General features: G+C 64.5%; 20 protein-coding genes and 2 rRNA genes (1 of these 22 cut by a window edge). 11 read left to right on the top strand and 11 right to left on the bottom strand.

Features of this window, described 5'->3' with window-relative positions; genetic code table 11:
• Positions 1-2,820 (top strand): 23S ribosomal RNA (locus ASD05_RS19615); it begins 56 nt to the left of the window's first position.
• A gap of 128 nt (positions 2,821-2,948) precedes the next feature.
• A 5S ribosomal RNA gene (rrf, locus tag ASD05_RS19610) occupies positions 2,949-3,061 on the top strand.
• 178 nt (positions 3,062-3,239) lie between these two features.
• Here rrf and ASD05_RS19605 read toward each other — a convergent pair.
• From ASD05_RS19605 to hppD, 5 genes are all read right to left on the bottom strand, one after another.
• Positions 3,240-4,172: an MBL fold metallo-hydrolase gene (locus ASD05_RS19605; RefSeq protein WP_056595826.1), complete on the bottom strand. Its 933-nt coding sequence runs from the start codon at positions 4,170-4,172 to the stop codon at positions 3,240-3,242.
• Positions 4,173-5,864 carry an AMP-binding protein gene (locus ASD05_RS19600; protein WP_056595823.1) on the bottom strand — a complete coding sequence of 564 codons (1,692 nt, stop codon included), beginning with the start codon at positions 5,862-5,864 and terminating at the stop codon, positions 4,173-4,175.
• 120 nt (positions 5,865-5,984) lie between these two features.
• On the bottom strand, positions 5,985-6,860 hold the full coding sequence (gene phhA, locus ASD05_RS19595; protein ID WP_056595821.1) for a phenylalanine 4-monooxygenase: 876 nt from the start codon (positions 6,858-6,860) through the stop codon (positions 5,985-5,987).
• A gap of 19 nt (positions 6,861-6,879) precedes the next feature.
• A complete protein-coding gene (locus ASD05_RS19590; RefSeq protein ID WP_056595818.1) occupies positions 6,880-7,683 on the bottom strand; it encodes a transporter substrate-binding domain-containing protein in 804 nt (267 codons plus the stop codon).
• 33 nt (positions 7,684-7,716) lie between these two features.
• On the bottom strand, positions 7,717-8,844 hold the full coding sequence (hppD, locus tag ASD05_RS19585) for a 4-hydroxyphenylpyruvate dioxygenase (protein WP_056595815.1): 1,128 nt from the start codon (positions 8,842-8,844) through the stop codon (positions 7,717-7,719).
• 142 nt (positions 8,845-8,986) lie between these two features.
• Here hppD and ASD05_RS19580 point away from each other — a divergent pair, with 142 nt between their 5' ends.
• The 4 genes from ASD05_RS19580 (at position 8,987) to lnt (ending at position 12,841) form a co-directional block, all read left to right on the top strand.
• The gene (locus ASD05_RS19580) at positions 8,987-9,460 is read left to right on the top strand and encodes an Lrp/AsnC family transcriptional regulator (RefSeq protein ID WP_007836115.1); all 474 of its coding nucleotides are present in this window, start codon (positions 8,987-8,989) and stop codon (positions 9,458-9,460) included.
• Between the two features lie 109 nt (positions 9,461-9,569).
• Complete coding sequence (locus ASD05_RS19575) at positions 9,570-10,298, top strand: GNAT family N-acetyltransferase (protein ID WP_056595812.1); 729 nt, start codon at positions 9,570-9,572, stop codon at positions 10,296-10,298.
• A gap of 99 nt (positions 10,299-10,397) precedes the next feature.
• Complete coding sequence (locus ASD05_RS19570; RefSeq protein ID WP_007836122.1) at positions 10,398-11,276, top strand: HlyC/CorC family transporter; 879 nt, start codon at positions 10,398-10,400, stop codon at positions 11,274-11,276.
• Positions 11,276-12,841: an apolipoprotein N-acyltransferase gene (lnt, locus tag ASD05_RS19565; RefSeq protein WP_056595810.1), complete on the top strand. Its 1,566-nt coding sequence runs from the start codon at positions 11,276-11,278 to the stop codon at positions 12,839-12,841. Before ASD05_RS19570 ends, lnt begins: the two co-directional genes overlap by 1 nt.
• A 6-nt stretch (positions 12,842-12,847) precedes the next feature.
• Here lnt and ASD05_RS19560 read toward each other — a convergent pair whose 3' ends face one another.
• The 6 genes from ASD05_RS19560 to ASD05_RS19535 form a co-directional block, all read right to left on the bottom strand.
• Complete coding sequence (locus ASD05_RS19560) at positions 12,848-14,227, bottom strand: FAD-binding oxidoreductase (protein WP_056595807.1); 1,380 nt, start codon at positions 14,225-14,227, stop codon at positions 12,848-12,850.
• 9 nt (positions 14,228-14,236) lie between these two features.
• On the bottom strand, positions 14,237-15,046 hold the full coding sequence (locus ASD05_RS19555; protein ID WP_056595804.1) for an ABC transporter permease: 810 nt from the start codon (positions 15,044-15,046) through the stop codon (positions 14,237-14,239).
• Positions 15,043-15,873 carry an ABC transporter ATP-binding protein gene (locus ASD05_RS19550; RefSeq protein WP_056595801.1) on the bottom strand — a complete coding sequence of 277 codons (831 nt, stop codon included), beginning with the start codon at positions 15,871-15,873 and terminating at the stop codon, positions 15,043-15,045. Before ASD05_RS19550 ends, ASD05_RS19555 begins: the two co-directional genes overlap by 4 nt.
• 12 nt (positions 15,874-15,885) lie before the next feature.
• A complete protein-coding gene (locus ASD05_RS19545; RefSeq protein WP_056595798.1) occupies positions 15,886-16,869 on the bottom strand; it encodes an ABC transporter substrate-binding protein in 984 nt (327 codons plus the stop codon).
• Between the two features lie 74 nt (positions 16,870-16,943).
• Positions 16,944-17,807 (bottom strand): creatininase family protein, encoded by an 864-nt coding sequence (locus tag ASD05_RS19540; RefSeq protein WP_056595795.1) that lies wholly within the window; start codon positions 17,805-17,807, stop codon positions 16,944-16,946.
• Between the two features lie 17 nt (positions 17,808-17,824).
• Positions 17,825-19,096 carry an amidohydrolase family protein gene (locus ASD05_RS19535; RefSeq protein ID WP_056595793.1) on the bottom strand — a complete coding sequence of 424 codons (1,272 nt, stop codon included), beginning with the start codon at positions 19,094-19,096 and terminating at the stop codon, positions 17,825-17,827.
• 419 nt (positions 19,097-19,515) lie between these two features.
• On the opposite strand from ASD05_RS19535, the gene ASD05_RS19530 reads away from it, so the two are divergent.
• The 5 genes from ASD05_RS19530 to ASD05_RS19510 all read left to right on the top strand — a co-directional run bounded on the left by ASD05_RS19530 (position 19,516) and on the right by ASD05_RS19510 (position 24,256).
• Entirely contained in the window at positions 19,516-20,148 is a 633-nt protein-coding gene (locus ASD05_RS19530) for a hypothetical protein (protein WP_056595936.1), read from the top strand.
• Positions 20,149-20,215: 67 nt separating this feature from the next.
• Positions 20,216-20,851, top strand: coding sequence for a hypothetical protein (locus ASD05_RS19525; protein ID WP_157610171.1), 636 nt, complete (start codon positions 20,216-20,218; stop codon positions 20,849-20,851).
• Positions 20,848-21,312 (top strand): hypothetical protein, encoded by a 465-nt coding sequence (locus ASD05_RS19520; protein WP_056595787.1) that lies wholly within the window; start codon positions 20,848-20,850, stop codon positions 21,310-21,312. The genes ASD05_RS19525 and ASD05_RS19520 overlap by 4 nt, the downstream gene beginning before the upstream one ends.
• On the top strand, positions 21,309-22,136 hold the full coding sequence (locus ASD05_RS19515; protein WP_056595784.1) for a hypothetical protein: 828 nt from the start codon (positions 21,309-21,311) through the stop codon (positions 22,134-22,136). Before ASD05_RS19520 ends, ASD05_RS19515 begins: the two co-directional genes overlap by 4 nt.
• A complete protein-coding gene (locus tag ASD05_RS19510) occupies positions 22,133-24,256 on the top strand; it encodes an SdrD B-like domain-containing protein (RefSeq protein ID WP_056595781.1) in 2,124 nt (707 codons plus the stop codon). The genes ASD05_RS19515 and ASD05_RS19510 overlap by 4 nt, the downstream gene beginning before the upstream one ends.
• The last annotated feature ends 26 nt before the right edge of the window (positions 24,257-24,282 follow it).

The raw sequence follows: 24,282 nt of genomic DNA, 5'->3' as shown, positions 1-24,282 counted from the left end.
CGTGATAGCCTGCGATAAGCTTCGGGGAGCTGGCAAATTAGCTTTGATCCGGAGATTTCCGAATGGGGAAACCCACCTGCAAAGGTATCGCATGATGAATACATAGTCATGCGAGGCGAACCGGGTGAACTGAAACATCTCAGTAGCTCGAGGAAAAGACATCAACCGAGATTCCGAAAGTAGTGGCGAGCGAAATCGGAGAAGCCTGTTAGTGATAGCACAAGACATAACGGAACAGCTTGGAAAGGCTGGCCATAGCGGGTGATAGCCCCGTACGTGAAATGACCTGTGTGGTACTGAGCTAACGACAAGTAGGGCGGGACACGAGAAATCCTGTCTGAATATGGGGGGACCATCCTCCAAGGCTAAATACTCATCATTGACCGATAGTGAACTAGTACCGTGAGGGAAAGGCGAAAAGAACCCCGGGAGGGGAGTGAAATAGATCCTGAAACCGCGTGCTTACAAAAAGTAGGAGCCTCGTAAGGGGTGACTGCGTACCTTTTGTATAATGGGTCAGCGACTTACATTCAGTGGCAAGGTTAACCGAATAGGGAAGCCGTAGAGAAATCGAGTCCGAATAGGGCGATCAGTCGCTGGGTGTAGACCCGAAACCAAGTGATCTATCCATGGCCAGGATGAAGGTGCCGTAACAGGTACTGGAGGTCCGAACCGACTAGTGTTGCAAAACTAGCGGATGAGCTGTGGATAGGGGTGAAAGGCTAAACAAACTTGGAAATAGCTGGTTCTCTCCGAAAACTATTTAGGTAGTGCCTCAAGTATTACCATCGGGGGTAGAGCACTGTTTTGGCTAGGGGGTCATGGCGACTTACCAAACCAAGGCAAACTCCGAATACCGATGAGTACAGCTTGGGAGACAGAGCACCGGGTGCTAACGTCCGGACTCAAGAGGGAAACAACCCAGACCGCCAGCTAAGGTCCCTAAAATTGGCTAAGTGGGAAACGAAGTGGGAAGGCTAAAACAGTCAGGATGTTGGCTTAGAAGCAGCCATCATTTAAAGAAAGCGTAATAGCTCACTGATCGAGTCGTCCTGCGCGGAAGATGTAACGGGGCTAAGCCAGTTACCGAAGCTGCGGATTTGCAATTTATTGCAAGTGGTAGGAGAGCGTTCTGTAAGCCTGTGAAGGTGCGTTGTAAAGCGTGCTGGAGGTATCAGAAGTGCGAATGCTGACATGAGTAGCGTTAAAGGGGGTGAAAAGCCCCCTCGCCGTAAGCGCAAGGTTTTCTACGCAACGTTCATCGGCGTAGAGTGAGTCGGCCCCTAAGGCGAGGCAGAGATGCGTAGCTGATGGGAAACAGGTCAATATTCCTGTACCGATTGTTAGTGCGATGTGGGGACGGATCTTAATAGGTCATCCAGTTATTGGATTATTCTGGTTTAGTTGGATGTAGGCGTGCATTAGGCAAATCCGGTGCACATATACCGAGGCCAACGATCGAGCGGACTTGTCCGTGAAGTGACTGAACGAGGTTCCAGGAAAAGCCACTAAGCTTCAGCTAACAACGACCGTACCGCAAACCGACACTGGTGCGCGAGATGAGTATTCTAAGGCGCTTGAGAGAACTCAGGAGAAGGAACTCGGCAAATTGACACCGTAACTTCGGAAGAAGGTGTGCCCTATTAGTGTGTAGTGAACAACGAAGCATGAATGGGTTGCAAAAAATCGGTGGCTGCGACTGTTTATTAAAAACACAGCACTCTGCAAACACGAAAGTGGACGTATAGGGTGTGACGCCTGCCCGGTGCTGGAAGATTAAATGATGGGGTGCAAGCTCTTGATTGAAGTCCCAGTAAACGGCGGCCGTAACTATAACGGTCCTAAGGTAGCGAAATTCCTTGTCGGGTAAGTTCCGACCTGCACGAATGGCGTAACGATGGCCACACTGTCTCCTCCTGAGACTCAGCGAAGTTGAAATGTTTGTGATGATGCAATCTCCCCGCGGAAAGACGGAAAGACCCCATGAACCTTTACTGTAGCTTTGTATTGGACTTTGAACAGATCTGTGTAGGATAGGTGGGAGGCTTTGAAGCAGGGTCGCTAGATCTTGTGGAGCCAACGTTGAAATACCACCCTGGTGTGTTTGAGGTTCTAACCTAGGTCCATTATCTGGATCGGGGACAGTGCATGGTAGGCAGTTTGACTGGGGCGGTCTCCTCCCAAAGCGTAACGGAGGAGTTCGAAGGTACGCTAGTTACGGTCGGACATCGTGACGATAGTGCAATGGCATAAGCGTGCTTAACTGCGAGACTGACAAGTCGAGCAGATGCGAAAGCAGGACATAGTGATCCGGTGGTTCTGTATGGAAGGGCCATCGCTCAACGGATAAAAGGTACTCTGGGGATAACAGGCTGATACCGCCCAAGAGTTCATATCGACGGCGGTGTTTGGCACCTCGATGTCGGCTCATCTCATCCTGGGGCTGTAGCCGGTCCCAAGGGTATGGCTGTTCGCCATTTAAAGAGGTACGTGAGCTGGGTTTAAAACGTCGTGAGACAGTTTGGTCCCTATCTTCCGTGGGCGCTGCAGATTTGAGGAAGCCTGCTCCTAGTACGAGAGGACCGGAGTGGACACACCTCTGGTGTATCGGTTGTCACGCCAGTGGCATTGCCGAGTAGCTAAGTGTGGAAGAGATAACCGCTGAAAGCATCTAAGCGGGAAACTCGTTTCAAGATGAGATCTGCCGGGGCCTTGAGCCCCCTGAAGAGTCGTTCAAGACCAGGACGTTGATAGGTCAGGTGTGGAAGCGCAGTAATGCGTTAAGCTAACTGATACTAATTGCTCGTGCGGCTTGACCCTATAACTTTGATCGATCCGATCAAGGTGTTATGCCAAGTTGACGCATTCAAAATAATTCGCCAAAAGCTGATTCCAAACTCTATGAATTCGTTCTCTTGATCATCTGATCAACAGAACAACCCTTTATGCCTGATGACCATAGCGAGTTGGTCCCACTCCTTCCCATCCCGAACAGGACAGTGAAACGACTCAGCGCCGATGATAGTGCGGGTTCCCGTGTGAAAGTAGGTCATCGTCAGGCTCTTACAGCCCNCACTCCTTCCCATCCCGAACAGGACAGTGAAACGACTCAGCGCCGATGATAGTGCGGGTTCCCGTGTGAAAGTAGGTCATCGTCAGGCTCTTACAGCCCMGAAAACCCCAGTCAGCAATGACTGGGGTTTTTTGCTTTACGGGCTGAAAGACGAATAAAGAGTGTCCTAGATATTGCGGACACCAGATGTACTCGTCTCTGCCGCGCCAGCCGCAACCAGTTCCGCCAAGATGTTCTTCGTCAATTGATCCAACTCAATTGCGTTGAAAAAGCGTGATCGAATCACGTCGATGTATGCGGTGCCCCCCAGCCATGCATGCCAATCCGCAAAAGAGATCGACTGCACCTCCAGCAGCTTGAATTTCATCAGCACCTTGATGGCATGACGTGCATGCTTCACCGGGTCGCGTTGCAAACCATCGAGCCGGCGACGCGCTACAGACAGAGCTTTGCCCACATCGTCGAATACAGCGCCATGCCCTGGGATCACTTGCCGGGGAGCAAGCGTTTCGATCAAATCCAGCGTAGCGCCTACATCTTCGAACGACGGCTCACCGGCCAGTTCGGGAAAAGCGATGCCAAAACCGTTCTCCCACAGGGCATCGGCCGAAATCAGCGTCCGCGACTCGGCGTCGAACAGAATGATCGAGTGGGGATCGTGGCCCGGTGCCGCATGCACCTGCCATGGCCGATCACCGAGCGTGCATTCCGTCCCGGGCCGCAGCAGCCCCGTAAAGCGGAACCTGCGGCACGTCTGCCCCGTCGCCAGGAAACTCAGGCCGCTCTGATCCCAGCGTTCCACCAAGCCAGCTTCGCCAGGCGGGATTTCCGTACGAGCCAACGGATAGCGTTCTTGCAGTGCGGCATTCCCACCGCAATGGTCGCTGTGGAGATGCGTATTCAGGATGAGATCGAGCGGCCGCTCCCCCAGCACCGACTCGACCAGCGCCAGCGTCTGGTCGGCATGCGTTGCATACCCCGTGTCGACCACGGCGGTTTCTTCGCTGCCGACGAACAGGACATTGTTCGAAGACAACCAACCCCGCTCGAACACCACGACATTCGCTGGCAGCCCGGCACTCGCCGACGAATGGCTCATTCAGGCGCCCGCGCTGGTGCGCAGCTCGCGGCGCAAGATCTTTCCCACATTGGTCTTCGGCAGCGATTCCCTGAATTCGATGTGCTTCGGCCGCTTGTAGCCCGTGAGCTGCGAGTGGCAGTACTGCAGCACTGCGTCTTCGGTCAGCGCCGGATCCCTGCGGACGACGAAAACCTTGATGGCCTCGCCCTGCTTCTCGTCCGGCACGCCCACCGCCGCGCATTCAACGACCCCTGGGCAAAGGGAAATCACGTTCTCGAGTTCGTTCGGGAACACGTTGAAGCCGCTCACCAGAATCATGTCCTTCTTGCGGTCGACTATGCGGCTGTAGCCGTCTTCCTGCATCACGGCAATATCGCCGGTGCGCATGAAGCCGTCGGCAGTGAAGGCCGCCGCCGTCTCAGCGGGCTGGTTGTAGTAGCCAGCCATCACGTTCGGTCCCTTGATGCAAAGCTCACCCGGTTGGCCTGCCGGCAGCGAATTGCCGTCATCGTCCTTGATCGCGATCTCTATGCTGGGCAAAGGCAAGCCGATCGTCCCGGTGAACTCGGTATTCGACACCGGGTTGTTGGTGCCGATGGCGCAGGTTTCACTCATGCCCCAGCCTTCGATCATCGGGCAGCCCGTGGCCTCCAACCACTTGCGCGCGGTACCTTCCGATGCCGCCATGCCTCCCGCCTGCGACACGAACAGCGTAGAGAAATCGATCGACTTGAACTCCGGGTGCATCAGCAATGCATTGAACAGCGTGTTCACCGCCGGCAGCATGTGGAACGGCCGCTTCTTCAGTACAGCGATGAATTTGTTGAAGTCGCGCGGGTTCGGGATCAGCGTCATGTGCGAACCCTGGCGGATCACCAGCAAGCACAGCGTCAGCGCAAAGATGTGATACAGCGGCAGCGCCGCGATGCTGTTGACCTTCGCCAGATCGCCCGCGCGCGACAGCGCAGGTGTGAACCAGGCCTCCGCTTGCAGGGTGGCCGCAACGATGTTGCGATGGGTCAGCACCGCGCCCTTCGACAGGCCGGTCGTCCCGCCCGTGTACTGCAGGAACGCGATCGAATCGAGCGTGCTCCGGTCGGGCCCGAGCGTGCGGCCTCGGCCATCCGAGATCGCCTGAGCGAACGGCGTGACCGTGCGTCCATCGCTCAGCGGCAGCTTGTACGCTGGCACGATCTTCGCCAGATGACGCACAGCCATCGTGATCCATGCGCCATACAGCCCGCCCAGCAGATCGCCCATCGCCGTCACGACCACATGCTTCACGGGCGTGCGCTCGATCACCTTTTCAAGCGTTGCCGCGAAGTTCTCGAGGATGACGATCGCTGTCGCGCCGGAGTCCTTCAGCTGGTGTTCCAACTCCCGCGCGGTGTACAGCGGATTGACGTTGACGCACGTATAGCCCGCGCGCAGCACGCCGCACATCGTGACCGCGAACTGCGGAATATTGGGCAGCATGATGGCCACGCGCGCACCCGGCTCCAGCCCGAGCGATTGCAGCCAGGCGCCCAGCGCCTTCGACAGCGTGTCGAGTTCGCCATAGGACATCCAGCGCTCCATGCAGACCGAGAACGGCCTGTCGGCATAGCGGCCAAAGGCCTCGTCGAACATGTGAGGCAGGGAACGGTACTGCTCCGGATGAATCTCGTGCGGTACGCCGGCCGGATAGTTCTGTCGCGCGGATGTCTGCATGCAAGCTCCTTTGGCGCGGATTGTGGGAGGCAGTGCGCCTCCGCCGCCAGCGGGCTTGTCCTAGGGAGCGGGCGTGTGCTGTCGCGCGCGCGATAGCTGCGCGGCGCAGCCCTCAGAAATTCAGGCCTTGCCCGATTCGCCCGGCAGCAGCACCCCGGCCTCGATGTCGGTCGCAACCTCCAGCGATTCGTACAGCGCCGTGAAGTCGGGCGCCGTAAGGTCGAACAGATGCGCAAAGCTGTCGATCACGAAGTAGTTGGCCTGGTAGGTGTCGATCTTGTAGCGCGTGCGCATGGTGCGCAGCAGGTCCAGCGGCAGCCGGTGTGGCTCGTCGCTGAGCACCGCGTGCTTCAGTTCGCCCACCGAGCTCAGAATGCCGGCGCCGTAAGCGCGCAGGCCGTCCGGCTGGCGGATCAGCCCGAACTCCACCGTGTACCAATAAAGCCGTGCGAGCTTCTCGCCGGCGCCCAGTTCGTGCGCCTTGATGCCACCCGCGCCGTAGCGCTGCACGTAGTCGGCGAAGGTCGGGTCGAACAGCATCGGCACGTGGCCGAACAGATCGTGGAACACGTCGGGTTCCACGATGTAGTCGAACTCCTCGGGCTTGCGGATCCAGTCGGTCACCGGGAACTTGCGGTTCGCCAGCAGCGTGAAGAACGGCAGCTCCGGAATCAGCCCCGGCACCGCGACGATCTCCCAGCCGGTCGCGCGATGCAGCCGCTCGTTGAGCTCTTCGAAGCGCGGGATGCGGTCCTTCACGCCGAGCGACGGCAGCGATTTGATGAAGGCATCGCAGGCCAGCCCCGGCAACTGCGCGGCCTGGCGCTCGTAGAGCCGGCGATAGGTGTCGTGGTCGGCCGGCGTGTAGCTGGCCCAGTCCTGCGGGCAGGTGTAGTCGGCCATCACCTTGCCGCCGCGCGAGTAGTCGCCCCGGGGCGGGCGGTCGGAAGCGCCGTAGACGGCGGGGGTGGCAACGGCGGCGGCAGGAGTGTCCATGAGAAACGATTCTTGAGAGTTACTTGAGCCAGCGGTCCATCGTGCGCTGGAAGTCGCCGCCGGCCTGCTGCAGATGCAGCCACTGGTCGACGTACGACTTGAAGGCAACGTCGTCGCGCGGGAGCATCCAGGCCATTTCGCCGTACTGCAGCGGTTTGTCGGGATTGACCGCGCACAGGCCCGGCTTGAGCTTCTGCTGCGTGATGGCCTCGGCCGCTTCGGTCACGAACACGTCCGCGCGGTTGGCGAGGATCTCGTCGAAGATCGTCACGTTCTCGCCGTGCAGCGTGAGCTTGGCCTGCTTGAAATTAGCCCGGGCGAAGCGCTCGTTGCTGCCGCCCGGGTTGAAGATGACGCGCACCGACGGCTTGTCGATGGCGGCCACGCTCTGGTACTTGGCCACGTCGGCGCAACGCGCGATGGGCGTCTTGCCGTTGACCATGTAGGGCGCGCTGAAGAAGGCCCGCTTCTGCCGGTCGGTGGTGACCGACACGCCGCCCACGGCGATGTCGCACTTGCCGGCGTTCAGGTCGGGCAGCAGGTTGGCCCAGGTGGTCTTGACCCATTCGGGTTTCGCGCCGAGGCTGGCGCTGAAGCCCGTCATCAGGTCGACGTCGATGCCCTCGAAGGCGCCGTCAGCCTTCTGGAAGCTGAAGGGCTTGTAGTCGCCCGGCGTGCAGATGCGCAGCACCGCCGCCTTCTGCACGGCATCGAGGTGCGAGCCGGCCACCGGAGTGGCCGGCGGTGGCATAGCGCAACCCGAAAGAACGGCGGCAGCCGCCGCAATGAAGGTCAGACCAATCGAAGACGTGCTGCTGCGCATGCGGGGCTCCTGGGCAATAAGAAAAAGGAGCCCTTATTTTGCGGCGCTCAGCACGCCGCGGCGCATCTGGTCGAGCTCGATGCTCTCGAACAGCGCCTTGAAGTTCCCGTTGCCGAAACCGTCGTCGCCCTTGCGCTGGATGAACTCGAAGAAGATCGGGCCCAACTGGTTCTCGCTGAAGATCTGCAGCAGCAGCGCGTCCTTCTTGCCATCGATCAGGATCTTGCGCTTCTTCAGTTCGGCCACGCTTTCGCCGTGCCCGGGAATGCGCTTGTCGATCAGCTCGTAATACGTGTCGATGGTGTCCAGCAGCGTCACGCCGTTGGCGCGCAGCGCGTCGACGCTCTCGTACAGGTTGTCCGAGCCCATGGCGATGTGCTGGATGCCCTCGCCCTTGTACATGTCCAGGTACTCCTGGATCTGGCCGGCCTGTTCCTTGCCTTCTTCGTTGATCGGGATGCGGATCTTGCCGCAGGGGCTGGTCATGGCCTTGCTCTTCACGCCCGTCACCTGGCCTTCGATGTCAAAGTACTTCACCTCGCGGAAGTTGAAGAGCTTTTCGTAGAAGTTGGCCCACACGTCCATGCGGCCGCGGTACACGTTGTGCGTCAGGTGGTCGATGTAGGTCAGGCCGTTGCCCTTGCGCGCCAGCGCTTCCTGCGACGACACGCCCGGCAGCGCCTCGAAGTCGACGTCGTAGAAGCCGATGTTGCCGATGTCGCCGGGCTTCGCCCCATTCTTGCCGGGCCAGCGGTCCACCAGGTAGATCAGGCTGTCGCCGATGCCCTTGATGGCGGGGATGTTCAGTTCTCCGGGGCCGGCCTTGTCGGCGAAGCCCCATGCGCCGAGTGATGTGGCGCGTTCGTAGGCTTGCTTGGCGTCCTGTACGCGGAAGGCGATGGCGCAGACGCTTGGGCCATGTTCGCGCGCGAACTTCTGCGCGAAGGAATCGGGCTCCGCGTTCAGAATGAAGTTGATGGTGCCCTGGCGGTACAGCAGCACGTTCTTGTGGCGATGCTTCGCCACCGCCTTGAAGCCCATGCGCTCGAACACCTTGCCCATGGCGGCCGGATCGGGTGCCGCGTACTCGATGAATTCGAAGCCGTCGGTGCCCATGGGGTTCTCCCAGGGCGTGAAGGCGGGTGCGTCGGCATGGCTCATGTGCGGTCTCCGGTAGGTGGGGCGGGATGAATAAGGCGCGAAATCGGCCGGTCATGCAATGTAGGGCGGATACCTCTCAGGTTTTCTGCGTTTCCGGGCGTTCGGAATGGCCATTGCGCAGTAAAACTGCAAGAATGGCGATATGGAAGCACTGGACAAGATCGATAGGCTAATTTTGCGCACGCTGCAAGCAGATGGGCGTGCCACCTACGACCAGATCGCGGAGCAGGTCAGCCTGTCGCCCAGCGCCGTGCTGCGGCGGGTCAAGCGGCTCGAAGAGCACAAGGTGATCGACCGCTACGTCGCGCTGGTCCAGCCCGAAGCCATCGGCCTGGGGCTGACCGCCTATCTCAATGTGCGGCTCGAAAAGCACACCGAGAGCCACAAGCGCAACCCGATGGACCTGTTTCGCGCCAGCGTGCAGACCTGGCCCGAGGTGGTCGAATGCGCGGCCCTCACCGGCGACATGGACTACCTGTTGCGGGTGGTCGTGGCCGACATGGCCCACTACAGCCGCTTCATCATGGACACCCTGTTGAAGCATCCGAGCGTGGAAGACTGCAAGACCAGCTTCGTGCTCGACCGTGTCAAGGCCACAACAGCTGTGCCGGTTTAGCCACATTGCGGTTGCGCCAGCGCCACGCAGCTTGGTACTAGGACACAAATGTGTCCCGTGATTGACCCTGTGGACTTGTTGTTTAAGGGGAAACCCTTACATTCGAGCCATGCTTACCGCCAAGACCCTTCTCAAAGCGTCTCTCGGCCTCGGCTCTTTCCTGAAGGCGCCGATGGTTGAGGCGCAACCACGCGCAGTCAGCGCGCCTCAGCCCGTCATGGTGCCGATCCGCTCGATCGGCCCGCGCGAACGCGAGCGCATCGCCCGCCACCTGCTCGAACTCTCCCCGCACGACCGCTATTTGCGCTTCGGCTATGCAGCGGGCGACGAGCAGGTCCAGAGCTACGTCGATGGGCTCGACTTCGAGCGCGACGAACTCTTCGGCATCTACAACCGCCGCCTCGACCTGATCGCGATGGCGCACCTGGCCTTCGCGCCCGGCGACCAGCACAGCGACTGCGCCGAATTCGGCGTGTCGGTGTCGGCGCATGCCCGCGGCCGGGGCTACGGCGCCCGCCTGTTCGAGCGCGCCGTGGTCGTGGCCCGCAATGAAGGCGTCGGCATGCTCTTCATCCATGCGCTCAGCGAGAACGCCGCCATGCTGAAGATCGCCCGCAACGCCGGCGCGACTGTGGTGCGCAGCGGCTCGGAAGCCGAGGCCCACCTCGAACTGCCGAGTGCCACCTTCGACAGCCGCATGAGCGAGATCGCCCTGGAGCACTACGCCGCGGTCGACTTCGCGCTCAAGAGCCGTGCCAAGCAGTTCTGGGCCTTCCTGGCGAGCGTGCAGGAAGTGCGCAGCGGCATGCGCGACGCCCGCAAGAAATCCGCCCTCTGAGGCTTGGCGGCGGCCCCAACGGACGGCGGGGGCCATGCGGTAGAGCGTGTCACACGCAATCCGGTATCCTTGTCCCTTCCTCAACTAAGCCCTCCCGCAGTGGCCGACCCTCACCCTGAACGCGCTCCCGTCGAACGGGAAGACAAGCGCGGCTTTCTCCAGAAGCTCGCCGAATTCATCCACCCCGGTCCCGACTCGCGCGACGAGCTGATCGAAACCCTGGCCGATGCCGAGGACAACGAGGTGATCGGCGCCGAATCGCGCGTGATGCTCGAAGGCGTGCTGCGCATGGCCGACATGACCGCGGGCGACGTGATGGTTGCCGCGCCGCGCATGGACCTGGTGAACATCGACGCGCCGTTCGACGCGCTGCTGCACCTCATCATCGACACCGCGCACTCGCGCTTCCCGGTGTACGAGGGCGAAAAAGAAAACATCATCGGCATCCTGCTCGCGAAGGATCTGCTCAAGCTGCAGCGCGCGCCGGGCCTGAACATCCGCGCATTGCTGCGCCCGGCCACCTTCGTGCCCGAGAGCAAGGGCCTGAACGACCTGCTGCGCGAGTTCCGCGGCAACCGCAACCACCTGGCCATCGTCATCGACGAGTTCGGCCGCGTGGCCGGCCTCATCACCATCGAGGACGTGCTCGAGCAGATCGTCGGTGAGATCGAGGACGAGTTCGACATCGCCGAGGACGAGGGCGACATCTTCGGCCTGGCCGACCACACCTACCGCGTCTCGGGCGACACGCCGATCGAGCGCGTGGCCGAGGCCTTCGGCATCGTGTTCGACGAAGAACAGCTCAGCGAAGACTTCGACACCATCGGCGGCCTGATCGCGCACGAGATGGGCCACGTGCCCAAGCGCGGCGAGCACCACGCCATCGGCGGCTTCGACTTCGTGGTGCTGCACACCAAGGGCGGCGCGGTGCGCTGGTTCAAGGTGTCCCCGGCCCGCGGCGGCGACGCGGCCGACTGATGCGCGGCGCGCCGGCTTCTCCTTCCGCCAACCTGTTCCGCCTGCTCGGCTTCGGTGCCGCCGGGCTCGCGCAGGCGCTTTCGATGGCATCGCCCGTGGGCGGCAAGCCGCTGTGGTGGCTGCAGCTGCTGTCGCTCGGCGCGTTCGTGTGGCTGCTCGACGGCCTGCGCGCGCAGGGCGCGGGCTGGCGTCGCGCGGGCCTGCATGGCTGGCTGTTCTCGACCGCCTGGCTCACCGGCAGCTTCTGGTGGCTCTTCATCTCGATGCATACCTACGGCGGGCTGCCGGCGCCGCTGGCGGCCATCGCCGTGCTGGCACTGGCCGCGGCGCTCGGGCTGTACTACGCGGTTGCGGCTGCGTGGTTCGTGGTTCGCGGACCGCAGGGGCGGGTGACAGGCGCGCTCGTCTTTGCGGCGTTGTGGACGCTGGCCGAGCTCGTGCGCGGCAGCTGGTTCACGGGTTTCCCGTGGGGCGCCGGCGGCTACGCGCATGTCGAAGGTCCGCTGGCCGCGCTGGCGCCGTGGGTCGGCGTCTACGGCATCGGCGCCGCATCGGCGCTGGTCGTCGCGCTGGTCGCGCTGCACCGGCCGCCGCGCGCCGCCGAGCTCGTGCAGGGCCTGGTGCTGATCGCGCTCGTGTTCGCAGCGCCGCAACTGGTTGCGCCGCTGCGCAGTGACGTACAAGGCGCCAAGGGCTCGGCCGGCAACCTTCAATTGGCACTCCTGCAAGGCAACATCCCGCAGGACGAGAAATTCATTCCTGGCGGCGGCATCGAAACCGCGCTGCGCTGGTACGGCGAGCAATTGCGCGACGCCAAGGCATCGCTCGTCGTGACGCCCGAGACCGCCTTGCCGCTCCTGCCGCAGCAGCTGCCGGCCGGCTACCTCGAAGCGATCGAGGCGCGCTACAGCCAGGGTACGCAGGCCGCCATCGTCGGCCTGCCGATGGGAGGGCAGGGCACGTACAGCAACGCAGTGCTCGGCTTCCAGTCCGGCGCCGCGCGGCCCTACGTCTACAGCAAGCACCACCTGGTGCCCTTCGGCGAGTTCATTCCCCCGGGCTTCCGCTGGTTCATCCAGATGATGAACATCCCGCTCGGCGACTTCGCACGCGGCGGGCTCGCGCAGGCGCCGTTCGTCTGGCAGGGCCAGCGCATCGCGCCGAACATCTGCTACGAGGACTTGTTCGGCGACGAGATCGGCGCGAACTTCACGGACGAGGCCACGGCCCCCACCATCCTGCTCAACGTGAGCAACATCGCGTGGTTCGGCGACACGGTGGCCATCGACGAGCACCTGTCGATCTCGCGCATGCGCGCGCTCGAATTCGCGCGGCCCATGGTGCGCGCCACCAACACGGGCGCCACCGTCGTGATCGACGCCGAAGGCCGCGTGGCGCACGAACTGCCGCGCCTCACGCGCGGCGTGCTGGAAGCCAGCGTCGAAGGCCGGCGCGGGCTCACGCCCTATGCGCGCTGGGTGGCACCGTTCGGCCTCTGGCCGCTCTGGTTGCTGGCCATGGCCATCGTGGCGGTGGCCTGGGTGCAAGGCCGCCGCCAGCGCTGAAGCTCGTCAGGCGGCCGGCGCAGCCTTCACAGGCCAGTCGCGCAGCTTGCCCGGGTTCAGCAGCCCCAGCGGGTCGAAGCGCTTCTTCACCTCGATGACCTCCGGCGGCAGCGGCCCGCCGGCCTTGCCGTCTTCCACGATGTTCACGTGCGGGTTGTTGATATGCACGCTGTGCTCGCGGTGGATGCGCATGATCTCCTGCAGCCGCTCCTCGGTGCTGAAGCGCACCAGCTGCAGGCCGCTGCAGGTCATGAGACCGGCCACGTTGCGCAGGAACTCGACGTGCATCATCACCTCGCCCTGCTCACCGCCCAGCAGCTTCTCCATCTCGATGACCTGCTCGACATGCCTGCCGGGGATGAAGCCGCTCTGCAGGTAGGTCAGGCTCGGGTCGATCTTCAGTGCATGCAGCGTCGTGTGGTTCCAGGTGAATTCCATCAGCGTGCGGTTGCTCTTCTGCACCTCGGCCGCCGTCTTGCGGTAGCTCACCGTGCCGCCGTGCGCCTCCGCCAGCTGAAGCATCGCGGGCTCGCACGATTCGGCCACAAGCGACAGCACCGTGTGGCAGCCCTTGGGCAGATGCGCGGCCAGCTGTGCGAGATGGTCGGAGATGGGCGCCGCGAAGAAGGTCACGCCGCGCTTCACGATGCCCGGCGCGTGCGCCAGCTTGTCGGCGAAGTTCAGCGCGCTTTCGAAGTCGTCGAAGGTCACCAGCGTTTCCAGCCATGGATGCGCCGGTGCCAGTGCGATCTCCAGCTCCAGCACCAGGCCGTTGGTGCCCCACAGGTGGTGCATGCGCATCGCCTCGGCGCCGCGCAGCTCCACGACCTGCGGCTCGGCCTCGATGGTCATCGCGCGGATGCCGATCACGTTGCCCGGCGCGCCCAGCGGCCCATAGTTGATGGAGCCCACGCCGCCGAAGCCGCCGCCGAAGAGGCCGCCAAGCGTGGCGCTGCGGTAGGTCGATGGCACGCAGCGCAGTTCCTGCCCCGTGGTTTTGGTCTGCTTCTCCAGCTCGCCCAGGCGGATGCCGGCCTGCGCACGCGCCACGCCGGGGCGCACCCACAGGCAGGTGTTGTAGCCCGTCATGTCGAGCACCACCCCGCCGGCCAGCGGCGTGGTCTGGCCGTAGTTGCCGGTGCCGCTGCCACGGATGGTGATGGGCACGCAGCGGCGCGCGCAGGCGCCGACCACCGCGCGGATCTCTTCTTCGGTGCGCGGGCGCACGACCACGTCGGCGCGCTTGTCCTTGAGCTGACGCACCAGGACGGGGCTGAACCACGAGAAGTCGGACGAGAGCCGCGTAACGCGGCTCTCGTCCGTGATCCAGTCGAGATGGGGCAGTTCGAGCAGCAGTTGCTCGATGGCGGAAGCAGGGGCATTCATGGTCAAGGTTCAATCCTGGGAAAGTTCGCTCGCATGCCACGAACCCAGCGCCACCTTGGTGAGCCAGGCCATCAGCACGAAGAGCGCGACACCGGTGAGGGAAATGAGCAGCAGCGCGGCGAACATGCGCGGGATGTTCAGCTGGAAGCCCGCCTGCAGGATCTGGTAGGCCAGCCCCGCGCCCGAGCCGCCCGTGCCCGCGACGAATTCCGCCACCACCGCGCCGATCAGCGCGAGGCCGCTGGAGATGCGCAGTCCGCCGAAGAAGTACGGCAGCGCGCTCGGAATGCGCAGCCGCACCAGCTGCTGCCAGCGCGTCGCGCGGTTGAGTTTGAAGTAGCTCTGCAGGTCGGGGTCGATGCTGCGCAGGCCGAGCGTGGTGTTGCTGATGATCGGGAACAGCGCCACCAGTGCCGCGCACACCGTCATCGCAGCCACCGGGTTCTTCACCCAGATGATGATCAGCGGCGCCACCGCCACGATGGGCGTCACCTGCAGCAGCACCGCGTACGGAAAGAGCGCGGTCTCGATGCGCTTGCTCTGCACGAACAGGAACGAGATCAGCACACCCGCCACCGTGGCCAGCAGGAACGACAGCACCGTGATCTTCAGTGTGACCAGCAGCGCATTGCCCAGCGGCGCCCAGTCGGTCACCAGCGTCTGCATCATCAGGTAGGGCGAGGGCACGAGGTAGGGCGGCAGCTCCATCGCCACCACCATCCATTGCCACAGCGCGACCAGCACCACGCCGATCAGCACCGGGTACAGAACGCGCTGCACGCGCGGCTGGCTCAGCAGAGGTTGGGCTTTCTTCTTCATCGCGCGGTCTCCTCGTCGGCACTGCTGGCGCGCAGCAGGCTGTCCTGCAGCTGCTTCGCATGGCGCGCGAATTCGGGCGTCACCATGAAATCGGCGCTGCGCGGATAAGGCTCGTCGATGCGGAACTCTTCCACCACCCGGCCCGGCCGCGCGGCCATCATCACCACGCGGCTCGACAGGAACACCGCCTCGTGGATCGAGTGCGTCACGAAGATCACCGTGAGCTTCTTCTTGCGCCACAGCTCCAGCAGATCGGCATCGAGCTTGTGGCGAGTGATCTCGTCGAGCGCGCCGAAGGGCTCGTCCATCAGCAGCAGGTCGGGTTGCGTGACGAGGCCGCGCGCGATCGACACGCGCATCTGCATACCGCCCGAGAGCGCGCGTGGCAGCGCATCGGCAAACTTTTCGAGCCCCACCAGCGCGAGCGATTCCGTCACCCGCGCATCGGCTTCCTTGCGCGGCACGCCGGCCAGGTCCAGCGGCAGGCGCACGTTGGTCTGCACGCTCGCCCACGGCATCAGCGTGGGCGACTGGAACACGAACGACAGCTTGTGCGGGCAGCTGTGGATCTGCGCCACCGGCTTGCGCCACACCAGCAGCCGGCCGTCGCTGGGTTCGAGCATGCCTGCCACCATCTTCAGCAGCGTGCTCTTGCCGCAGCCCGAGGGACCGAGCAGCGTGACGAATTCGCCTTCGGCGATGGACAGGTCCACCGGCAGCAGCGCCTGCGTGCCGTTGGGGTAGGTCTTCTCAGCCGAGAGCACTTCCACCGCGGGCACGGCAGGCTCCGTCGGCGGCGCGAGGGTGTTGGGTTCGATGCGATTCATGAAGCGGAAGACTCAGGGCAGAACCTTGGCGTCCTTGACGAATTCGGTCGTATAGGTCTTCGCCAGTTCCACCTTGGCCGGGTCGAGCAGCTTGGCCGTCACGAGGAAGTCGTAGCTCGCCTTGGAGCGCGCATCCGTCATCACGCCGATGCCCAGCTTGGCCGCATCCCCGCCGGTGACCATGCCCATCTCCTTGAGCTTGGCCACGCTGTACGCCAGCTGGTCGTCGGTCATGTTGGGGTTGTCCTTCTTGATCAGTGCGTTGGCGGGTGCCGGATCGGCCAGGTAGCTCTTCCAGCCTTCGGCCGAGGCCTTCACGAAGGCGGCGACCTGCTTGCTGCGTTCCTTCACCGTCTTCTCCATGCACGACACGGTGGTCGCGTAGGCAGGAAAGCCGTGGTCGCTGAACATCAGCACGGTGCTCTTCACGCCGGCCTTCTGGATGGCGTAGGGTTCGGAGGTCAGGTAGCCCTGCTGCGCCGAATTCTTGTCGGCCACGAAGGGCTGGATGTTGAAGGTGTAGGGCCGCGTCTGCTCATCGGTGAAGCCGAACTTCGCTTTCAGCCACGGCCAGTAGCCGCGCTGCGCCTGCGCGCCGATCAGCAGCGTCTTGCCCTTCAGGTCCTCGAACTTCTTGACGTCGTCGTGCGCGATCAGCACCTGCGGATCTTTCTGGAAGAAAGCCGCCACGTTGACCACCGGCACGCCGCCTTCACGCACCTGCATCATCTGGATGTCGCTCGAACCCATGATGCAGTCGGCCTGCCCGGCGGCCATCATCTGCGTGATGTTGACCTGCGGGCCGCCCATCTTGATGGTCACGTCGAGGCCGTACTTCTTGTAGATGCCGAGCGCCTGCGCCTGGTAGAAGCCGCCGTGCTCGGCCTGCGCGTACCAGTTGGTCATGTAGGTGAACTTGTCCTCGGCCTGCGCGGGCGCGGCGGCGAGGAAGGCGATGGCGGCGGCGCCGGCCAGGGACAGTGCGAAGGAGCGCATGGTGGGAACCTCTCGAAGGCTGGGGAGTTGAAGAAGAAGCGAGAAAAGCGAAGGGGCCGTTGCAAGAAGCAGGCTCAGGCGGGTTCGAAGCCCTGCTGGATGAAGCCCTGCTGGTGCCCACGCTCCCAGGTGGCTTCTTCGCGCACCAGCCAACGCAGCGCATGCAGTTCGGTCAGCGCCTGTGCCCAGCTGTCGGAGAGCGTGTCGAGGATCTCTTCGCCCTGTTCGCGCGTGGCGGTGGTGGGGTCGCCGATCACGCCGCTCGGGCCGAAGTCGCGCGAGGTCCACGCACAGGCCGGGCGGCCGTCGGCCGACAGCAGCTTGATCGGGAAGGGCGGCGGAAAGTTGGCAACCGCGTGCTCCATGTGCACCGTCTCGGGCGCGAGCGCGAGCATCAGCGCGGTCTCGGAATGGCCCGCGTGCATCGCGAGTTTCTTCTCCTGCTCGCTCACCTGCTTGCTGGCCGCGCTCGGCAGGCGCGACACGCCGTGCGGCACCACCACGAAGTCGCCATGGCGCAGACGCAGCTCGCGTGCCGCCATCTCCAGCACCTGCGGCTGGCCGCCGTGGCCGTTGGCGAACAACAGCTTGCGAAAGCCCGAGCGGTAGACCGACTCGCCGATCTCGATCACGGTCGAAAGCAGCGTGGTGCCGGTCAGCGTCATCGTGCCGGGGAAGTGCAGGTGCTCCTCCGACTTGCCGTAGGTGATGGTCGGCAGCGCGAAGGCGCGCACCTCGGCGGGGAGCTTTTCGAGCGCCTTGCCCATCACGCCCGAGCAGATCACGCTGTCGACCGAGCAGGGCAGGTGCGGCCCGTGCTGCTCGATGGCGCCGCACGGCAGCACGATGACGGTGTTCTCGCGGTCGGGCAGCGCGGCGATTTCGGTCCAGCTCAGGTAGGGCAGGAAGCGGTGGGGCGGGATGTATCCGTGGAGCATGGGAGTCCTTGTGTGCGTTACCGGGGAAGGAAGGGCGTCGCGTCGCCGCGCGTCACGCGGCCATCGCGCAGCACCACGCGGGTGGCGGTGCGCGACGGCCATCCATGGCGGTCGGCCTGCGTGAACAGCACCAGGTCGGCGGGGCAGCCGACCAGCGTGGGCGTGGCTGGTGTGGGCGCGCGCTGCAGCCAGTCGCTGCGGCACAGCGCCTGCGACCAGGTGTCGAAGGGCTCGTCGAGCTGCGCCACGAGTGCGGCCGTGCCCAGCGCCTCTACGGGGTCGAAGCTGCCGAGCCGGCAGAAGGGGTCTTGCACGTTGTCGCTGGCGAACAGCAGTGGAATGCCGCGCTCGCGCGCTTCCTTCACCAGCGTGATGCCGCGCTGGCGCGGCGTGCGGCCGGTAACGGCGTCCTGCAGCAGCAGGTTGGTCGCGGGCAGCGAGACGACCGTGATCGGCGCGCGCGCCACCGCATCGAGCGTGGTGAAGGCCTGCGCCTCGGGCTGTGCCGCGAGCGCGCAGATGTGGCCGCAGACCACGCGGCCTTCGTAGCCGATCTCGCGCAGGATGCGGGCCGTGGTCTGCAGGCCCACGGCCGAGGCGTTGAGTTCCTCGTCCACGTGCAGGTCGATGTCGAGCTCGCAGGCCTGCGCCGACACCAGCAGGTTGCGCAGCGCGTTCTCGCTCCAGTTGGTGGAGTGCACGAAGCCGCCGAGCAGCGCATGCGGCCCGGTGGCCTTGACCTGCTTCGCGAGCCGCATTGCCTGCGCCGCGTCTTCGAACAGCGGCAGCTTGATGAGGCTCACCTGTTCTAGCCGCAGCTTGCCGGCCCATTCCTGCGCCAACTCGGCCATCACCGGCCAGGCCATCGGCACGGTATCGGGCTCCCACCAGTCGACGTGCGTACGCAGGTGTGTGGTGCCGCATTCCCAAGCCCACTGCAGGCCGCGCGCGGCGCGTTCGCGCACATCGGCGGGCGTCCAGTGCACACGGTCGCTCAGCATTGCGTCGATGGCACCGAGCAGGCCGGGCTGCACCTGCTTCATGCGCGGCAGGGTGAAGGCCTTGTCGAGGTGCGTGTGGGCGTCGACAAAGCCGGGTAGCGCCAGCGTGCCGGCGAGATCCCAGCCCGTTGCCGGGGCGGCGATCCCCATCGCAGGGCGCACCGACTGCACGCGCCCAGCCTCGATCGCGATGCGCGCCAGCACGGGCACACCGTCGCCTTGTGGCCAGTTCACCGGCAGCAGCCAGCGCGGCAGGCGCACGTTGTCGAGTAGGGCGGGAGCGTTCATGCCACCTCGTGCGCGGCGGCGCGCAGATTCAGCACCTCTTGGTGCAGCGCAGCATGGAAGCTGGTTTCGACCGGGTGGCCGCAGGCGATGAGCACGTGCATGTTGTGTTTGACCGATTAATCAGAGCAAGTGGTCAGGTAATGCAAGCGACGTGCCAGTGCGGGCGCACCGGTTTGGTTCTACAGGTGGTCGAGTTGCGCGATGGCCTCAAAAACCGGGTTCGCCTCAGTTGTGTTTCGTAACAGAAGTCACAGAAATCGGCGAAAACGCAACGGATTGGCGGGCGGCCTCGACTCTTTACGTAACATCGGCGCACTCTTTTTATAAATTGTTAACTAAAATCCACATTTCCAAAAATGTGAACTTTGGACCTCAGTTTCGTTTTCTTTATCAACCATTCGATTCACCGAGAGCTCATCTTGAAAAAACTACTCCTGGTTGCAGCCATCGCAGGCGCCCTTCCTTTCGCTGCGCAAGCAGAGTCCAATTTCGTGAGCGCGGCCTCGGGCACGCTGACCGCCACGGCGCGTCTCAACTTCACGGTGACGATTCCGCGCGTGATGTATCTGCAGGTCGGTACCGGTACCAACTTCAGCACCGTGGGCACGGTCGACAACCTGGCCTTCACGGTGCCGGGCGCATCGGTCGGCGCGGGCGGCACCATCGCCGGCACGGGCGGTGATCTGGGCGCGGGCGCGGTTACGGTTCGCGTGCTTGGCAACGCCGGCGACCTGTCGCTCAAATCCGGCGTCACCGGCCAGTTGAGCAACGGCAGCAGCACCATCCCCTGGAGCGCCATCACCGTGACGGCAGCGCCGCTCACCGCCGGCATGACCACGGGCTTCACCAACGCAGCCATCACCCACCCGGCCTTCAGCACGACCTCGGGCGCGGGTCCAACCGCCACGACCTTCACTTCGGTGAACACGGTGGTGCGCCAGGAAAGCAAGTGGACCTTCGCGTACGACAATACCGGCGTCTACGCGCCCGGTACGTACGGTGCCACGGTGGCCAACAACGGCGTCGTGACCTACACGCTCACCTCGCCCTGATCCTGCGCCGTCGCCAAGGGAAGAAGGCGGCCTGGCGCCGCCTTTTTTCCAGCCTCGGGAGAACCCCTTGACATTGCGCCGTCCCACCTTCGAACAGCTCCGTCTCGCGGCATGCCTCGTGGCCGCCTTCGGCGCGCTGATGCCTGCGCACGCTTACACGGTGGGCATTGCCTCCGCATCGCGCTCGCTGTACCTGCAAGTCGGCGCGGGCAACATGGCTCAGGGCAACCCCAACTCCGCCGGCAACAACTCGACGCAGAACAACGTGACCGCGACCGTGCCTGTGGCGGCACTGTTCACCAGCGGCGCCGCGCAGACGATGAACACCGACAGCACCGTCATGACCAGCCCGATCGACGGCGCGGCCTACTGCACCCCGGCCGGCAAGGTCTATGTCGGCAGCTTTTTTCGCACCACCGGTTCTTCCAACAACAGCGCGACGCTGACCGTGAGCACGCCGGCGAACCTGTCCAGCGGCAGCGCCACCATTCCATTCAGCACCATCTCGTGGACCGGCACCGGCAGCGGCCAGTACGACTCGGAGATTCCGAGCGGTTCGTTCAGCAGCACCCTGCTCACGCTGGTCTCCGTGGCCAAGAACACCTGGTCGGAAAGCTGCCTGCTGTTCACTTACACCAATCCCGGCATGATGCCGTCCGGCACCTTCACCGGCACCGCAACCTACACGTTGACGGCCCCATGAAGAACGCACGCCGCGCGCTCGCCGCCGCCCTGCTGGCGCTGCTCGCCGCACAGGCCGGCGCTGCCACCTACCGCGTCGACGACACCGGCACGGTGGTCGGCCAGCCGGTCACGCCGATGCGCTGGCGCCAGCCCGTGCCCGGCCGCGTTGCGGACAACACCGTCGAGGGACAGGTCTCCGTCGCACTGCGCCTGAACCTGTCGCAGTGGGTGATGCGCCAAGCCCGCATCTACATGCTGCTGGCTCCCACCGAGAACGAACGGCTGGTCGCCACCTGGCGCACCCAGGGCCGGCTGCTGCCGGGCTCCATGCGCGGCGGCGACCGCGTGCTGGTCTTCGAGGGCATGGTGCGCGAACCCTTCCTGCAGGAAACCATCCTGCTGAATCTCACGGCCGACGGACGCGCGCTCGAGCGCGCCCAGTCGCTGCAATTCAACTTCGAGATCGAGATGACGCCATGAAGCGCGCGATCGGCTTTTCTTCCCGCCTCCTGCGCGTACTGGCGCTGGTCGCATTCCCCGCATCGGCCGCCTTCGTGGGCACCGGCGCGCAGGCCCAGTTCGCGCTGGCCGTCTCGCCCCCCCGCTTCGAACTGAGCGGCAAGCCCGGCGAGCGCGTGCGCGACGTGATCGAGCTCAGCCATTCGGACGCCCGACAGGGCGAGTACACCTTCAAGACCGCCGACTGGACGCTCAAGCCCGACGGCTCGGTCGACTTCAGCGACGAATTGGCGCCGGGCAGCTGCCGGCCCTGGGTGGCCATCGAGCGCCGCGAACTCAGCATCGCCGCGGGCAAGCCCTATCGCTACCGTTTCGAGGTCACGCCGCCGCCCGGTACGCCGCCGGTGGAGTGCCGCTTCGCCGTGCTGATCGAAGGCAAGGAACACACCAACGCGCCCGGCACGCCGGTGGCGATGGCCGCGCGCATCGGCGTGATCGCCTACGTGGCGATCGGCGACGTCCAGCCCGTGCTCGACATCGCCGGCACTGCCGTGAAGGCCGTGAACGGCAAGGACCTGCCGGTGCTGCGCATCCGCAACACCGGCACGGCGCACGGCCGGCTCGCGGGCTTCCTCAACGGCACCGATGCCAGCGGCGCGCGGCTCGAATTCCAGCCCGCCACCACGCCGGTCATGCCGGGCGAGACGCGCGAGATTGCGCTCACCGCGACCCGGCCTGGAGACACGGATGCGGCCGTCACGGTGCGCTTTCCGGTCACCGTGACCGGTTCGCTCGAGTGGGGCAAGAGCGGCTCATTCAAAGTCAACGAACGCTTCAGTCAATGAAGAAGCGGGCCCTGCGAACCGCGCTAGGACTCTGCGGCGCGGGCACTGCCCTGGCCGGCGCGGGTGCGTGGGCCCAGGTGCCGGCAGCGGCGGGCAACCCGCCGCCGGCCGTCGCCGCCGCGTATGTCGATCGCGTGCTCGAAGAGGGTCCCGTCGTGCCCGAGGCCCCGCAGGCCGAAGAGCCCAGCACCGGCTGGCCGCGCGGCTGGAGCGCAGAGCTGCAATCGAACCGGCAGAGCAACAGCGCCGTCAAGACGCAGAGCCAGACGCTGACCTTTTCCGGTTTTCTCGACACGCCCAACTACGGCGCCTTTTCCGCCAACCTCAACCTGAACCGCAACCCGGCGCCGGTGTACGGCTACGGCGTGTTCGGCAGCAGCGGCTCGCCATACAGCGTGGTGCCCTTCACCGCACGCAACGGCAGCACCTGGCGCGTCGACCAGCGCGCGATGCCCTTCGACGGCGGCTGGTTCGGCAACAGTTCGGTCGGCAACATCAACATGGGCAGCACGCCGCTGGCGCGCGGCATCGGCCGCGTGTTCCTGCCGAGCCTGCCGATCGAGGGCGCGTCCGTGAGCATCGAGCAGCCGGGCCGCACGCAGTTCAATGCCTCGGCCGGGCGGCTCGGCTATTTCGACGGACTGGCCTTCGAAGGCTTCTCGGCCGGCCGCGGCACGGCTGCCAGCGTCGGCGCGCAGACGCAGATCGCCGGGGGCGACGGCCCCATGGCGCTGGGGCGCACCGACGCAGCGGTGCAGTTCGTCGAGGCTCGCAACGTCAACACCAGCGGCGTGACCGGTTACGCGCGCGACACCCGCACGCTGTGGGGCGCAGTCTCGTGGCAGGGCCTCGCGCCCTGGGCAGACACGATCGGCAGCGGCACCGGTGGTATCGGCGACCGCATCGGCGGCATGCGCGTGCAGGCCAACCTCGTCCACAGCGCGGGGCGGCCGTCGGACGCGTCTTCGCAAGCGCCCTTCGACTCGGCCACAGGCGGCTGGCTCGACGCGGCCTGGCGCACCGACTGGCTGCAGCAGAGCGCCTCGGTGTTCTATTTCCAGCCTTCGCTGCGCTGGGGCTCGGACACGCTGCCCAACAATCTGCGCGGCGCCTCATGGCGCGGCGACATCTCCACCCGCCAGTGGCAACTGGGCGGCAATGTCGAGTTGAGCGACAGCGTGAGCGGCACTCAGCGCCGCTCGCTCTACGCCAACATGTTCGGCCGCTACCGCTTCGATTCGCGCGATGCGGTCTCGGGCAACGTGGCCGCACGCAGCGGCTCCTTCGCCGCGCAGTCGGCGCAGGTGACGTGGGAGCACCAGTCCGACTGGGGCTATACCCAATGGCGCACTGACGCGGCCCACGGCGTCGACCTGCGCGTGCTGCGCACCGGCATCGACCACGCCTGGCGCGTCGGGGAGGCGCAGACGCTCTCGACTTCGCTGGCCGTCGAGCAATCGAACCGATCGGGCGGAAGCCTGCGCACCGTGTACTGGGGCGTGCTCGGCACGACTCCGCTGGTGGCCGGTGCGAGGCTCGACCTGAGCCTGCGCGGCAGCAACGGTCTTGGCGGCAACAGCACGCGCTTTCTCAGCGCCAACGCGCGGCTGGCTTGGCCGTTGGGCCGCGGCTGGTCGTTCATCACTCAGGCCACCGCGTCGCGCGGACAGGAGGCGCTCGACCCTGCGGTGGTCTCGGCTCTCACGGCCGCCACGCTGCAGCCGACGCTGATCGTGCCTTCCACCCGCTCGTTCATGCTGGTGCTGCGCTATGAAGGCCGCGCCGGCTCGGCCAGCGCCCCCATCGGCGGCGCGCCAGGCCTCGGCGACGGCCGGCTCGAAGGCCGCGTGTTCTTCGACCAGAACAACAACGGCCGGCGCGAAGCCAACGAGGGCGGCGTGGGCGGCGTCACCGTGCGCATCGATCGCCGCTACGTGACCCAGACCGATGCGCAGGGCTTCTACAGCTTCCCGTCGGTGGCCGGCGGCAGCCACGAGGTCGAACTGGTCCAGGACACCCTGCCCCTGCCCTGGAGCAGCGCGGGTTCGTCCACGCAGCGCGTCGACATCCGCTTGCGCGGCACCGCCGTGTCCGATTTTGCGATCCAGAAGGACCGCTAGCAAAGACCCAAGCAAAAAAGCCGTTC

The sequence above is a fragment of the Variovorax sp. Root434 genome (assembly GCF_001426595.1).
GTDB lineage: Bacteria > Pseudomonadota > Gammaproteobacteria > Burkholderiales > Burkholderiaceae_C > Variovorax.
The sequence above is the reverse complement of the archived record's forward strand: the minus strand, read 5'-3'. Positions and strand labels throughout refer to the sequence as shown.